The sequence below is a fragment of the Nonomuraea sp. NPDC048881 genome, assembly GCF_040649795.1.
Taxonomy (GTDB): Bacteria; Actinomycetota; Actinomycetes; order Streptosporangiales; family Streptosporangiaceae; genus Nonomuraea.
The window spans coordinates 197,225-210,067 of the sequence record NZ_JBEZGC010000011.1 but is presented as its reverse complement, the minus strand read 5'-3'; the positions used below and the strand labels follow the sequence as shown (position 1 = coordinate 210,067).

General features: G+C 73.5%; 12 protein-coding genes. 9 read left to right on the top strand and 3 right to left on the bottom strand.

The window, feature by feature from the left end; genetic code table 11:
* Positions 1–12 precede the first annotated feature (12 nt).
* The 8 genes from AB0C33_RS34410 to AB0C33_RS34375 all read left to right on the top strand — a co-directional run bounded on the left by AB0C33_RS34410 (position 13) and on the right by AB0C33_RS34375 (position 9,685).
* Positions 13–696: a hypothetical protein gene (locus tag AB0C33_RS34410; RefSeq protein WP_358294954.1), complete on the top strand. Its 684-nt coding sequence runs from the start codon at positions 13–15 to the stop codon at positions 694–696.
* A 65-nt stretch (positions 697–761) separates the two neighbouring features.
* Complete coding sequence (locus AB0C33_RS34405) at positions 762–1,292, top strand: PadR family transcriptional regulator (protein WP_352328448.1); 531 nt, start codon at positions 762–764, stop codon at positions 1,290–1,292.
* Entirely contained in the window at positions 1,289–1,969 is a 681-nt protein-coding gene (locus tag AB0C33_RS34400) for an ABC transporter ATP-binding protein (RefSeq protein WP_358294952.1), read from the top strand. Before AB0C33_RS34405 ends, AB0C33_RS34400 begins: the two co-directional genes overlap by 4 nt.
* Positions 1,966–4,185, top strand: a complete 2,220-nt coding sequence (locus tag AB0C33_RS34395) for an FtsX-like permease family protein (RefSeq protein WP_358294950.1) — start codon at positions 1,966–1,968, stop codon at positions 4,183–4,185. The genes AB0C33_RS34400 and AB0C33_RS34395 overlap by 4 nt, the downstream gene beginning before the upstream one ends.
* A 7-nt stretch (positions 4,186–4,192) precedes the next feature.
* The gene (locus AB0C33_RS34390; RefSeq protein WP_358294948.1) at positions 4,193–6,493 is read left to right on the top strand and encodes a penicillin acylase family protein; all 2,301 of its coding nucleotides are present in this window, start codon (positions 4,193–4,195) and stop codon (positions 6,491–6,493) included.
* A 107-nt stretch (positions 6,494–6,600) separates the two neighbouring features.
* Positions 6,601–7,938, top strand: coding sequence for a GAF domain-containing SpoIIE family protein phosphatase (locus AB0C33_RS34385; RefSeq protein WP_358294946.1), 1,338 nt, complete (start codon positions 6,601–6,603; stop codon positions 7,936–7,938).
* A gap of 83 nt (positions 7,939–8,021) precedes the next feature.
* Positions 8,022–9,005 (top strand): helix-turn-helix domain-containing protein, encoded by a 984-nt coding sequence (locus AB0C33_RS34380; RefSeq protein ID WP_358294945.1) that lies wholly within the window; start codon positions 8,022–8,024, stop codon positions 9,003–9,005.
* A gap of 71 nt (positions 9,006–9,076) precedes the next feature.
* Complete coding sequence (locus tag AB0C33_RS34375; RefSeq protein WP_358294943.1) at positions 9,077–9,685, top strand: cysteine hydrolase family protein; 609 nt, start codon at positions 9,077–9,079, stop codon at positions 9,683–9,685.
* A gap of 17 nt (positions 9,686–9,702) precedes the next feature.
* Here the strand turns inward: AB0C33_RS34375 and AB0C33_RS34370 are convergent, their stop codons facing one another.
* Positions 9,703–10,140 (bottom strand): hypothetical protein, encoded by a 438-nt coding sequence (locus AB0C33_RS34370; RefSeq protein ID WP_358294942.1) that lies wholly within the window; start codon positions 10,138–10,140, stop codon positions 9,703–9,705.
* A gap of 235 nt (positions 10,141–10,375) precedes the next feature.
* Between AB0C33_RS34370 and AB0C33_RS34365 the strand changes: the two genes are divergently transcribed.
* Positions 10,376–10,762 (top strand): STAS domain-containing protein, encoded by a 387-nt coding sequence (locus tag AB0C33_RS34365; RefSeq protein WP_358294940.1) that lies wholly within the window; start codon positions 10,376–10,378, stop codon positions 10,760–10,762.
* Positions 10,763–10,789: 27 nt separating this feature from the next.
* Here the strand turns inward: AB0C33_RS34365 and AB0C33_RS34360 are convergent, their stop codons facing one another.
* Positions 10,790–11,152, bottom strand: coding sequence for a cupin domain-containing protein (locus AB0C33_RS34360; RefSeq protein ID WP_352360762.1), 363 nt, complete (start codon positions 11,150–11,152; stop codon positions 10,790–10,792).
* A gap of 124 nt (positions 11,153–11,276) precedes the next feature.
* On the bottom strand, positions 11,277–12,815 hold the full coding sequence (locus AB0C33_RS34355) for an alpha/beta fold hydrolase (RefSeq protein WP_358294939.1): 1,539 nt from the start codon (positions 12,813–12,815) through the stop codon (positions 11,277–11,279).
* Between the last annotated feature and the right edge of the window lie 28 nt (positions 12,816–12,843).

Here is a 12,843-nt window from a genome sequence, read left to right as displayed (position 1 = left end):
AGAGGAAAGATCATGACCTCTGGGCCTGACGGATTCGGCAAGGCGGAGACCCTGGAGAACGAACCGCCCAGGCGCCGATTCCCGCGCTCCGTACTGCTCGCCGCGACCACCGCGGTCGTCCTGGCCACCGGCGCCGGCGTGGCCGCCGCCTCGGCGCTCTCGCCGGCGCCGTCGCCCACCGGGACGCCCTCGTCCGCCGCGAGCCCGTCGGCCGTTCCATCGGGCTCACCGTCCGACAAGGGACGCGGCTGGGGGCGCGGGTTCGGCGGCCCGCCCGTCCACGGCGAGTTCGTCGTCCCCGACGGGCAGGGCGCGTACGTGACGGTGGCCACCCAGTACGGCGAGGTCACCGCCGTCGGCCAGGACTCCGTCACGGTCAAGAGCGAGGACGGCTACACCAAGCAGTACGCCGTCAACGCCGACACCCGGATCAACCGCGACCAGGGCATCGACGCGATCAAGGCCGGCCAGAAGGTCATGGTCAGCGCCAAGGTCACCGGCGGCACGGCCACCGCCGTCACCGTCCACGACGTGACCGCCCTCGACGGCCGCGGCCGGCACCCTCACGGCGACGACCGCTGGGGCGACAGGAACAGCGACAGGGACGGCGACAGGAGCGGCGACAGGGACGGCGGCATGGGTGGCCCCCGGCACGGCGACCACCAGCCGACGCCGTCACCCAGCGCCACCTCCTGAGGGACGCCGGCCGAATCCACGCGGTTATGCCCCCCGTATATACCCTCGGTATATAGTGCGGGGGCATGAGCGTCCCTCTTGCGCTGCTCGGCCTCCTTGAGCGGGAGCCGAGCCACGGCTACGACCTGAAGCGCGACTACGACACCTACTTCGGCCGCGGCAAGTCACTGCCCTTCGGCCAGGTGTACTCAACCCTCGGCCGGCTGGCCAGGGACGGCAAGGTCACCGCCGGGGAGAGCGAGCCCGGCGACGGCCCCGAGCGCAAGCGCTACGCGATCACCCCCGTCGGCGCGCGTGAGGTCGAGGCGTGGCTGAGCGAGCCGGTCGCGGCCGAGCCGTACCTGCAGACCGTGCTGTTCACCAAGGTCGTGCTGGCGCTGATGCTGGGCCGCGACGCGGCGGCCTACCTCGACCTCCAGCGCGCCACCCACCTGCGGCGCATGCGCGAGTTCGCGCAGATCAAGCGGGGGGACTCGCTGGCCGACGCGCTGCTCGCCGACCACGGCATGTTCCACCTGGAAGCCGACCTGCGCTGGATCGACGTCACCCAGGCGCGGCTGGACGCGCTGGCCGAGCTGGTGCGGGGGTCGTCGTGATCCTGGAGGCCCGCGGGGTCAGCCGCTCCTTCGGCCGCACCCCGGCGCTGCGGGAGGCGAGTCTGGAGGTGGCGGCCGGGGAGATCGTGGCGGTCATGGGCCCCAGCGGCTCGGGCAAGTCGACGCTGCTGCACTGCCTGGCCGGGATCTTCACCCCCGACAGCGGCGAGGTGTGGTTCGACGGCAGCCGCCTGGACACCATGAGCGACGACCGGCGCACCCGGCTGCGGCGCACCGCGTTCGGCTTCGTCTTTCAGTTCGGGCAGCTCGTGCCGGAGCTCACTGCCGCCGACAACGTCGCCCTGCCGCTGCTGCTCGCGCGTACCGGGCGCAAGGAGGCGTACCGGCGGGCGGCGGGCTGGCTGGAGCGGCTGGAGCTGGCCGAGCTGGGCGGGCGGCGCATCGGCGAGCTGTCCGGCGGGCAGGCGCAGCGGGTGGCGATCGCCAGGGCGCTGGTGACCGGGCCGCGGGTGCTGTTCGCCGACGAGCCGACCGGCTCGCTCGACTCGCTGACCGGCGAGCACGTCATGGAACTGCTGGTCGGCCTGGCGCGCGAGGAGGGCACGACCGTGCTCGTGGTGACCCACGACGCCCGCGTCGCCTCCTGCGCCGACCGGGAGGTCATCGTCCGCGACGGCCGGCTCACCGACCCCTTCGCCGGTCAGGTCGCACGGTGATCGCCCTCGGCCTGCGGCTGTCGCTGGCCGGAGGCAGGGAGGCGGCCGCCCGGCTCGCGCTGATCGTCGCCGGCGTGGCGGTCGGCGTGGCGGTGCTGCTGGCCACGCTCTCCCTGTTCAACGCCTTCCAGACGGCCGGCGAGCGCACCTGCTGGGAGTGCACCCGCGGCACCGCCCCCAGCGGCTGGGCCCTCGACGCCACCGCCACCGGCGCCCTGTGGAACTACCACGAGGACTACTACGCCGGACGCCCGATCAGGCGGCTCGACGCCGCCGCGCTCGGCGGCCGGGCTCCCGTCGTCCCCGGGCTGTCCCGCATGCCCGCGCCCGGCCAGTACCACGTCTCCCCGGCGCTGGCCGAACTGCTGGACTCGGCGCCGCGCGCGCAGCTCGCCGACCGTTTCCCCGGCACGAGGGCCGGGACGATCGGCCGCGCCGCGCTCACCGGCCCCGAGGACCTGACCATCGTGATCGGCCGCACGCCCGAGCAGGTCGCCGCCCTGCTCGGCACCCGGCAGGTCGACACGACGGCCGACGAGCCCGCCGTCGACGGCGACGCCGACATCTACCACTTCGGGTTCGCGATCGCGGCCGTCGGGCTGCTGCTGCCGCTGCTGGTGCTGGTCAACACCGCCACCCGGCTGGCCGCCGCCCGCCGCGAGGCCCGCTTCGCCGCGATTCGGCTGGTGGGCGGCACGTCCCGGCAGGTCAACCTGTTCGCCGCGGTGGACTCCGCGCTCGGCGCGCTGACCGGCGCCCTCGCCGGGATCCTGCTCTTCCTCCTGGTACGTCCGGCCGTCGCCGCCGTCCGCGTCACCGGCTCCCGGTTCTTCCCCGACACGGTGGCCCCGGCCGCCTGGCAGTACGCGGCCGTGCTCGCCGGCGTCCCGCTGCTGGCCGGGGCGAGCGCGCTGTGGTCGCTGCGCCGCGTCCGGATCTCGCCGCTGGGCGCGCTCAGGAAGGGCGCCCCACGGCCGCCGCGGGCCTGGCGGGCGATCCCGCTGCTGGCCGGGCTGGCGCTGTTCGCGGTGCCGATGTTCCAGACCGACGACCGCAAACCGAACGCCGGTCCGGCCTCGGCGGGCCTGGCGCTGATCATGATCGGGCTGATCCTGGCCGGCCCCTGGCTGACGATGCTGGCCGCCCGCCTGGCCGCCCGGCTGACCGGCGGGGCGGCGACGCTGCTGGCCGCCCGGCGGCTGGCCGCCGACCCGAAGGCCGCCTTCAGGTCGGTGAGCGGGCTCGTCCTCGCGGTGTTCATCGGGACGGCGATCGCCGGGATCGTGCCCGCCGTGGTGGACGGCCAGCGGGCGGTGGCCGGCGGCACGCTGTCCGGCGTGCTGCGCGCCCCGCTCGGCGATCTCGGCGGCGGCGGATTGTCGCCGCGGGCCGGGGCCGAGCTGGTGGCCCGGCTGCGCGCCTACCCGGGCGTCGGCGTGCTGCCGATCCACGCCGCGAAGGAGGAGGAGAACCGGGTGATCGACCCCGAGCGGCCGCCGCCGCCCCGGGCGGTCGTCGAGTGCGCCGACCTGGCCCGCTTCCCGGCGCTCGGGCAGTGCCCGCCTGGCGCGCGGGCGGTCGCCGGACGGTTCGACCGGGTGGTGGAGGCCGACAACCCGCTCACCATCGACAAGCTGATCCCCCTCGCCGGGCCGGACAGCGAACCCGTCTCCGCCGACGGGCTCAACCTGTCCTCCGTGCTGGTCACCATGGCCGACCCGGCGACCCTGGAGGAGATCCGCACCCTGCTGGCCGGGCAGAGCGCCGGCCCGCCGATGACGTTCGACGAGGTCGCCCAGGTCCGGGCGGCGCTCTACACGCAGGCCGAGAACATCGCGCTGGCCATGGTCGCGCTGACCCTGCTCGCCGGCGGCTGCAGCCTGCTGGTGGCGGTCGGCGGCGGGCTGGTGGAACGCCGGCAGCCGTTCACGCTGCTGCGGCTGGCCGGCACGCCCGGCCGCACCCTGGGCGCGGTCGTGCTGCTGGAGTCGGCGTTGCCGCTCGTCCTGGCGGCCGTCGTGGCGGCCGGGGCCGGGTTCGGGGTGGCGGCGCCGTTCATCGACGCCCTCGCCATGAAGGGGGCCTCCCTGGCGATGCCGGGGCCCGCCTACTTCGCCGGCGTCGGCGGCGGGCTGGTCGCCTCCCTGCTGGTGATCTCGACCGTCCTGCCGCTGCTGCGGCGCATGACCTCGCCCGACAACGCGCGTTTCGAATAGGAGCCACATGAAGCTGCGAAAGCCCGGCGCGACGATCGTGCTCGCGCTGGTCGCCGGCCTGCTCACGGCCCCGCCGGCCGTGGCCGCCGACGGCCGCTACTCGGCCGAGATCCGGCGCACCGAGTATGGCATCCCGCACGTGTCCGCCAAGGACCACGGCGGCCTCGGCTTCGGCTACGGGTACGCCTTCGCCCAGGACAACCTGTGCGTGCTGGCCTCGTGGGTGGTGACGTTGCGCGGCGAACGATCCCGCCACTTCGGCCCGCAGGCCCGGTCCGACGACCCGGTGCGCCCGGTCGCCAACCTCACCAGCGATCTCTACCACCGCAGCGTCGCCGACTCCGGCGTCGTCCGGCGGCTGCTGGCCCGGCCCGCTCCCATCGGGCCGAGCGCCGAGCTGCGCGAGCTGGTCGACGGGTACGTGGCCGGCTACAACCGCTACCTCGACGACACCGGCGTGGCCAACCTGCCCGACCCCACCTGCCGCGGCAAGTCGTGGGTCGGCCCGATCACCGCCGAGGACGTCTGGGCCAACCTCCTCGACCTCGGCCGCATGTCGGGCAGCTCGGCGCTCAAGGAGGCCATCGTCGGCGGCGACGACGGGGACGACGGCCCGCGCCGCGCCCCCGGCAGCAACGGCTGGGCGCTGGGCCGCGAGGCCACCCGCGACGGCCACGGCATGCTGCTGGCCGACCCGCACTTCCCGTGGAACGGCGTCCGCCGCTTCTACCAGGTGCAGCTCACCATCCCCGGCGTGCTCGACGTCGCCGGCGGCAGCCTGTACGGCACCCCCGTCGTGCAGATCGGCCACAACAGGACCGTCGCCTGGACCCACACCGTCTCCCACGCCCAGCGGTTCACCCTCTACCGGCTCCAACTGGCCCAGGGCGACCCCACCACCTACCTGGTCGACGGCCGGCCCGAGCCGATGGGCCGACAGGAGGTCGTGGTGCCGCTCCAGGACGGCACCCTCGTCTCGCGCACCCTGTTCACCTCCCGCTACGGCCCGGTGCTGGCCGCCGGGCGCGGCGAGGAGTACGCGTACGCGCTGGCCGACGTCAACGCCGCCAACCTGCGGGCGGCCGACGAGTGGCTGGCGATGGCCAAGGCCGGCGACCTGCGCGGGCTGCGCGCCGCCCAGGACGCCCACCAGGGCCTGCCGTTCGTCTACACGCTGGCCACGGACGTCGGGGGGACGGCGTCCTTCGCCGACGCCTCCGTCGTCCCGCACGTCACCGACGCGCAGGCCCGCCGGTGCGCCAAGCCGTCGCCCGACCCGTCGATCGACGCGTTCGTCCTGGACGGCTCGACCTCGGCGTGCCTGTGGGGCAAGGACGCCGACGCGGTCGTGCCGGGCATCTTCGGCCCCCGCAACCAGCCCCGCCTGACCCGCGCCGACTACGTCGCCAACTCCAACAACAGCCCGTGGATGACGAACCCGGCCGCGCCGCTGACCGGCTACGACCAGGTCTGGGGCGCCGTACGGACCGACGTGGAGCTGCGGCCCCGGGTCAGCCTGGACATGATCGACCGGCGGCTCAAGGGCGCCGACGGGCTCGGCGCACCCGGCTTCACCCTGGAGACGCTCCAGGCCACCGCGCGGAGCAAGCGCAATCACGGCTTCGAGCTCATGCGTCCGGACCTGAAGGCGTTGTGCCGGGAGCATCGCGAGCTGCGGGCCTCCTCGGGGGAGCGGGTCGACGTACGGGACGCCTGCCGGACCCTGACCCGCTGGGACGGACGCGCCACCCTGGACGGCGAGGGGGCCGTGCTGTGGCGGCGGTTCTTCGACGGGCTCCAGGCCCCGGTCAAGCCCGGGGAGCCGCCGCAGAGCTGGTGGCGGGTGCCGTTCGACCCGGCTCAGCCCCTCACCACGCCGCGCGGCCTCAAGCGGGACGACCCCGGCGTGCGGCGCGCCCTGGCCGACGCCGTGCTGTTCTTCCGCGACAACCGCCTGCCCCTGACCCTGACCACCGGCCAGGCCCAGCACTACGCGTCGGTCCCGATCCCCGGCTGCACCGAGGGGGAGGGCTGCTTCGACCGCGTCCGCAACTCCGGCCCGCTCGGCAAGGACGGGCGCTACGGCGACGTGAACACCGGCTCCAGCTTCATGATGGCCGTCGAGCTCACCCCGGACGGGCCGCGCACCCGCACCGTCCTGACCTACTCCCTGTCCGCCAACCCGAACTCCCCCCACCACACCGACCAGACCGCCCTGTTCTCCCGGGGAGGCTGGGTCACGGAACGCTTCACCGACGCCGAGATCCGCAGCGCCCCGCAACCGAACGTCACCACCGTGAGCGGCTGACGCCCAGCCCGCCGAGGCGCGTTGAGTCGTCTCCCGCAGTGCCCGTGACCAGGTGTCATGCCGGTGACCGGGGGCATGACCTGGGCGAGGGCATCTCGGGGGGTGGGGTGGGCGGACAGCGGCCGGAGGGCGGCGCGTACGGCGGGGACCTGGGGCCGTTCGGCGCCGAGAAGCTCCGGCGGCTGCAGGCGAGCCTGACGCAGATCGAGGATCTGCACGGCCGGATGGCGCGCCTGCTGGAGGCGGTCCTCGCGATCAGTTCCGAGCTGGAGCTGAACACCGCCCTCCGCACGATCGTGGAGGTCTCGGCCGACCTGGTGGACGCCCAGTACGGCGCCCTCGGCGTGCTCAACGACGAGGGCGAGTTCGCCGACCTGTTCACCTACGGCGTCTCCGAAGACGTGCACGAGGCCATCGGCCGCCTGCCGACCAGCCACGGCCTGCTCCAGGAGCTGATGGCCCGGCCGAGGCCGCTGCGCGTGGACGACGTGCTCGCCCACCCCGGCTTCCGCGAATACCCTGCCGGCCATCCGGTGATGCGCACCCTGCTGGGCACGCCGATCCTGGTCCGCGGCACCGTGTACGGCAACCTGTACTTCGCCGACAAACGGTCGGGCCTGCCGTTCACCGGCGACGACGAGCGGATCGTCGCCGCGCTGGCCAGCGCGGCCGGCGTCGCCATCGAGAACGCCCGCCTCTACGAGCGCATCCGCCGCAACACCGAGGAGTTCCAGCGCAGCCTGCTCCCGTCGCTGCCCGACCTGAACGGCCTGTGGGCCTGCGCCCGCTACCTGCCCTCCAGCACCGTCCCGCGCATCGGCGGCGACTGGTACGACGCGATCGTCCTGCCCGACGGCGTGCCCTGCCTGATGGTCGGCGACGTGATGGGCCACGACCTGCACGCGGCCACCGTCATGAGCCAGATCAGCAACATGCTGAGAGTGCTCGCCTACGAGCACTGCGAGCCGCCGTCCCGCGTCCTGCGCCGCCTCGACGAGATCCTGCACGCCCTGCACGGCGGCCCGATGGCGACGGTGCTGCTGGCCCGCCTGGAGGAGTACGGCGGCACCGACTGGCGGCTGAGGTGGGCCACCGCCGGGCACCTGCCCCCGCTGCTGCTCCCCGTCGACGGCCCCGCCCGCTACCTGCGGGCCGAGGGCGGCCACCCGCTCGGCGTCACCCCCGACCTGCCCCGGCCCGACCACGAGCAGGTCATCCCGGCCGGGTCCACGCTGCTGCTCTACACCGACGGGCTCGTCGAGGACCCCGCGCACGGCCTCGACCGGGGCATGGAGAGCCTGGTCCGCACCGCCTCCCGGCTGCGCCACCTGCCCCTGGAGGAGATGTGCGAGCTGCTGCTCGTCCACCGGGGCGACCGCTTCACCGACGACGTCGCCCTGCTGGCCCTGCGGCTCGGCGAACCGGCCGGCCTGCACGCCGGCTGACGGGCCCCGCCGCCTGCTCAATGGCCAGATGTGCCAGATAACTGTCGTTGCGGACATTCCGCCAGTTCGGTGAGAATCGGGTCATGCCCGCTGCCCACCGCGTCGTCATCGCGCTCTTCCCGGACGTCGACCTGCTCGACGTCACCGGCCCGGCCGAGGTGTTCGCCCTGGCCAACCGGGTCGCCGGTCGCGCCCTGTACGACGTGCGGCTGGCCGGGCCCCAGGGCGGCCAGGTCACCACGTCCGCCGGGGTGCGGCTGGTCGCCGATCTGACGTTCGACCAGGTCGGCGACCAGGTGGACACCCTGGTGGTGCCCGGCGCGGTGACCGTCACGCCCGACGGGCCCCGCGCCCTGACGGACGCCGAGGTGGTCGCCTGGGTACGGCGGACCGCTCCGGGCGCCCGCCGGGTGGCCTCGGTGTGCGTCGGCGCGCACATCCTGGCCGAGGCCGGCCTCCTGGACGGCCTGACCGCCACCACCCACTGGTCCACGGCCGGGCAACTGGCCGCGGACCACCCCAGGGTCACCGTCGACCCCGACCCGATCTTCCTGCGCTCCAGCGGCCGGATCTGGACGGGCGCGGGCATCAGCGCCTGCCTCGACCTGACCCTCGCGCTGGTGGCCGAGGACCACGGCGAGGAGACGGCCCTCGCGGTGGCCCGCGAACTGGTCGTCTACCTCAAGCGTCAGGGCGGACAGAGCCAGTTCAGCGTCCCGCTGACCCGGGCCGCCTCGGGCCGCCGCGACATCGACGACCTGCGCCTGTGGATCGCCGAGCACCTCGCCGAGGAGCTGACCACGGTCGAGCTGGCGGCGCGGATGGGGCTGAGTCAGCGTCAGTTCACCCGGGTGTTCCGGCAGCAGACCGGCTTCACCCCGGCCGCGTACGTCGAGTCGGCGCGCGTCGAGGTGGCGCGCCGGCTGCTGGAGACCACCGACCTGCCGCTGCCCCGGGTGGCCGCCGACAGCGGGCTCGGCTCGGTGGAGACCCTGCACCGCGCCTTCCGCCGCCGTCTGGGCACCGGCCCCGGCACCTACCGCCGCCGTTTCCGCACGGTGGCCTGATCCCCTCTCTCCGCGCGTACGCCGTCCGAGCCGGGCGGCGGCGCGAGCCTGCCCGAAAGGAAACCCCTGCCATGAGCAGCACCGTCTCGCCCACCCTGCGCCAGGTCGTCGGCCTGCCGGCCGAGCCCGCCCGGCTGGCCGACTCGACCCTCGTGCTGATCGACTACCAGAACACCTACAGCACCGGCGTCATGGCCCTGCCGGACGCCGGACAGGCCCTCGCGGCCGGCGCCCGCCTGCTGGAGCGCGCCCGCGCCGCCGGGGCCCGCGTCGTGCACGTCGTCAACGACGGCGGCCCCGGCAGCCCGTACGACGTCCGCGCCGAGATCGGGGCGATCAGCGCGCCGGTCGCGCCGCGCGAGGGGGAGCCGGTGGTGGTCAAGACGTTCCCCGACGCCTTCCACCAGACCGAGCTCCAGGACGTCCTGGCGGGCATGGAGGCCGGGCCCGACCTGGTCCTGGCGGGGTTCATGACCCACATGTGCGTCACCTTCACCGCTCAGGGGGCCTTCCGGCTGGGCTACCGGCCCACGGTCGTCGCCGACGCCTGCGCCACCCGCACACTGGCCGGCCCCGGCGGCGCGCCGCTGCCCGCCGACGTGCTGCACGAGGCCGCCCTGACGACCATCGGCGACCTGTTCGGCCTGGTGGTCCCCACGACCGACGCCCTGCCTGCCTGACCCGTCCGGGCCCGGGGTCAGCCGGTGGCCGGGCGGCGGCGGCCGGCGACCAGGCGGTCGGCCGGCGTCCGGTGCCGCGCGGCGGGGGCGGAGTCGGGCTGCCGGTCGGCGGTGCGCCCGGTGGCCACCGAACGGTCGGCGGGCCGGTCCGCCGTGCGGCGCTCGTCCTGGTCCGTGGCGGGCTGGTCGTCGGTGCGCTCGGCCAGCAGGCGGCGCAGCTCGCGGCGCCGGGCCAGCCTGCGGCCCGTCCCGGCGGCGATCAGGAAGGCGCCGAAGATGAACGCGGCCGCGGTGGCGGCTCCCGCGGCGAACAGCTCCAGGTCACCCACCCGGAAGGTGACGCCCATCAGCGTCAGCGCGGCGGTGGCGGTGGTCGTCGTCTGGGTGAACAGGACGACCACGGCGGCCGACCCGGCGACCATGAGCAGCAGGCCGAGCAGGACCATGGTTCTCACTCTCCTCGAACGTCGGCGATCACGTTTCATTGCCGCTGCCCAGCATTTCTTTACTTATGTACGGGCGTGCGCCCGGCGTCGAGGAAATGGCCGCGCATTCGCATCGGGAATGGCCGCGCGGAGCATCGCTAATTGCTTCGCGAAAAAATCCGCATTGAGCAGCGGCGCTGCGTCCAGCGGGCAGGTCACGGGGTTTGTCGGCCGATGACCAGGGGAGAGCGGACCAAGAGGGGAAGTGATAGCAGTGAAAGTGGACACTTTCCGGCTCCTGGCCAACTCCGCAGGAGAAACGGTCGTGCTGCATCCGGCCGGGGACCTTGACCTGCACACCGCCGACGCCATCGAGCATTGGGCGACCGGCTATCTCGACGGCACGCCGGCCGCCGTCACCTTGATCGACCTGTCCGACGTCGGCTTCATGGATTCGGCCGGACTCGGCGCGCTGATCGGCGCGTGGAAACGCATCACCGCCACGGGACGGACGGTGATGGTCGCCGCGCCGACCCCGCAACCGGCCAGACTGATGCGCATCACCGGCCTGGAAGGACGTCTCGGCGTACGCGCCACCGTCGCCGAGGCGCTGGAGGAGATCATTCCCAGACGGACGCACGCGCCCGCCTAGCGGCGCCCGTCCGGAGCGCGCGCGGCGTCAGCCGTTCCTCGCCTTGGCGTAGTCGGCGGCGCCGCCCGCGAAGTCGTACAGGACGACCTGTTCGTCCCCGACCACCCAGGCGTCGTGTCCGGGCGGGCAGACGAAGACCTCGCCCGGCCCCGCCTCGGCCTCGGTGCCGTCGTCCATGCGCAGGCGCATCCGGCCCGAGACCACGAACCCGTTGTGATGCACCTGGCAGGACGACGTGCCGGCGATCGGCCTGACGGACTCCGACCAACGCCATCCCGGCTCGAACGTGGCGACCCCGAAGGTCAGGCCGCTCAGCTCGCAGATCTCCAGGTGGCCCTTGGGGAAGTCGCGCCGTTCGTCGGGCTTGTCGATGCTCTTGACCTCAATCATGGCTCACCCCCTCGTCAGCTACCTTCTTACGCTGAATTGTCCATACCGAGGGGTTGGCCAGGGCAAATATCCCTTTGTGGGGACGGGCACGGCCCGCGGTGGGGCCGTACCCGTGCCGTGCGGACTATCCGGCCCAGGGCAGCGAGTCGGACGGCCACGCCCGCTTCGTCTGCTTCTTGAGCGTCTCCTCAGGCGTGCCCACGGCGCATCGGGTGCCCTGCGGCGGCACCTTCAGGTCGATGAGGTACTGGTCGATGATGTCGGTCTGGCACTTGTCCTTGCCGTAGATGCGGTGACCCCAGCCCTCGTACGTGAGCAGCACGGCCTTCGGGCCGAGCTGACGGGTGGCGTTGGCCGCCCAGATCCACGGCGTGGCCGGGTCGTGGATGGAGTTGCCGAGCAGCAGCGGGGCCTGGCCGGTGTACCGCAGCGAGTGCGGCGGGTTGGCGGGGGCGCCCGAGTTGAGGCAGATGGGCAGGTCGTCGGTCGGGTACGGGTGGTACTTCGTGTCCGGCGCCAGGAGGCCGGCGGTACGCATGAGGTCGGCGTACTCGGCGTAGCTGTTCACCTTGAGGTTGTAGTCCTGGCAGAGGATCCGGGTCGGCAGTTCGGCGACGTCGCCCTCCACCGGGCCCCGGCCGGGCAGCGGCGGCACCCACTCGGGGGCCGGGCCGCCGTTCAGCCAGTTGATCACTTCGCTCAGCGTGCGCCAGTCGGGTCCCTCGTTGCCCAGCGCGGCGTTGTAGATGACCTGCAGCTCGGTCATCCGCTGACCGGTGCTGGGGTAGACCAGCTCGCCGCGGCGGGCCTTGTCCAGCAGGCTCTTCCAGATCGCGCGGATGTCGCGGCCGTTCAGCACGCAACTGGTGTCCTGCTCGCACCAGCCGACGAACTGGTCGAAGCCGTCCTCGACGGCCAGGGCCTCGGTGGCGAAGAAGCCCTTCACGCCGAGGCTGTGGTCCATGTTGCTGTCGAGGGCGAGCGCCCGGATGCGGCCGGGGAACAGCTCGGCGTACATCTGGCCGATCAGGGTGCCGTACGAGATGCCGTAGTAGGTGAGCTTCTCCTCGCCGAGGGCGGCGCGGAGGGCGTCCATGTCACGGGCCACGGAGACGGAGTCCACGTGGTCGTAGAGCGGGCCGGTGCGGGCCCGGCAGTCCGGGTGCAGCTTCTTGGTGAAGGCGTTCCAGGCGTCGAAGTCGGCCTGGCTGCGCATGACGGTCGGCGGCATCTGGTTGTAGACCGACGCCGAGCAGATGACCGGGTGGCTGCGGCCCACGCCGCGCGGGTCGAAACCGACGATGTCGAACCGCTGCTGCAGTTCCTCGGTGTAGGACCCGGGAGCGCCGTAGACGGCCTCCACGCCGGACCCGCCCGGACCGCCGGGGTTGATCACCAGCGAGCCGACCCTGGCGGCCGGGTCGGTGGCCTTGCGCCGCGCGACCGCGAGGTCGATCGAGGGCCCGCTCGGCTGCGCCCAGTCGATGGGCACGGTCAGCTTGCCGCACTCGGCGCTGGGCTCCTCCTCGCAGGGCGCCCAGGTGATGGTGTTCGTCGTGGTGGTGGCGGGCTTCGCGGTCGTCGCCGCGTTCGCCGCCGGAACCGGGATCAACGCCGCCAGCGCCACGAAGGCGGTGGCGAACAGTGGGAGTCTTCTCCGCAAAATGGGGCTCCAATCAACGGTCGGTGCG

Coding starts and splice junctions, on each gene's coding strand:
- AB0C33_RS34375 (WP_358294943.1), top strand. CDS start 9,077: ATGAGCAGCACCGTCTCGCCCACCCTGCGCCAGGTCGTCGGCCTGCCG.
- AB0C33_RS34360 (WP_352360762.1), bottom strand. CDS start 11,152: ATGATTGAGGTCAAGAGCATCGACAAGCCCGACGAACGGCGCGACTTC.
- AB0C33_RS34390 (WP_358294948.1), top strand. CDS start 4,193: ATGAAGCTGCGAAAGCCCGGCGCGACGATCGTGCTCGCGCTGGTCGCC.
- AB0C33_RS34405 (WP_352328448.1), top strand. CDS start 762: ATGAGCGTCCCTCTTGCGCTGCTCGGCCTCCTTGAGCGGGAGCCGAGC.
- AB0C33_RS34410 (WP_358294954.1), top strand. CDS start 13: ATGACCTCTGGGCCTGACGGATTCGGCAAGGCGGAGACCCTGGAGAAC.
- AB0C33_RS34380 (WP_358294945.1), top strand. CDS start 8,022: ATGCCCGCTGCCCACCGCGTCGTCATCGCGCTCTTCCCGGACGTCGAC.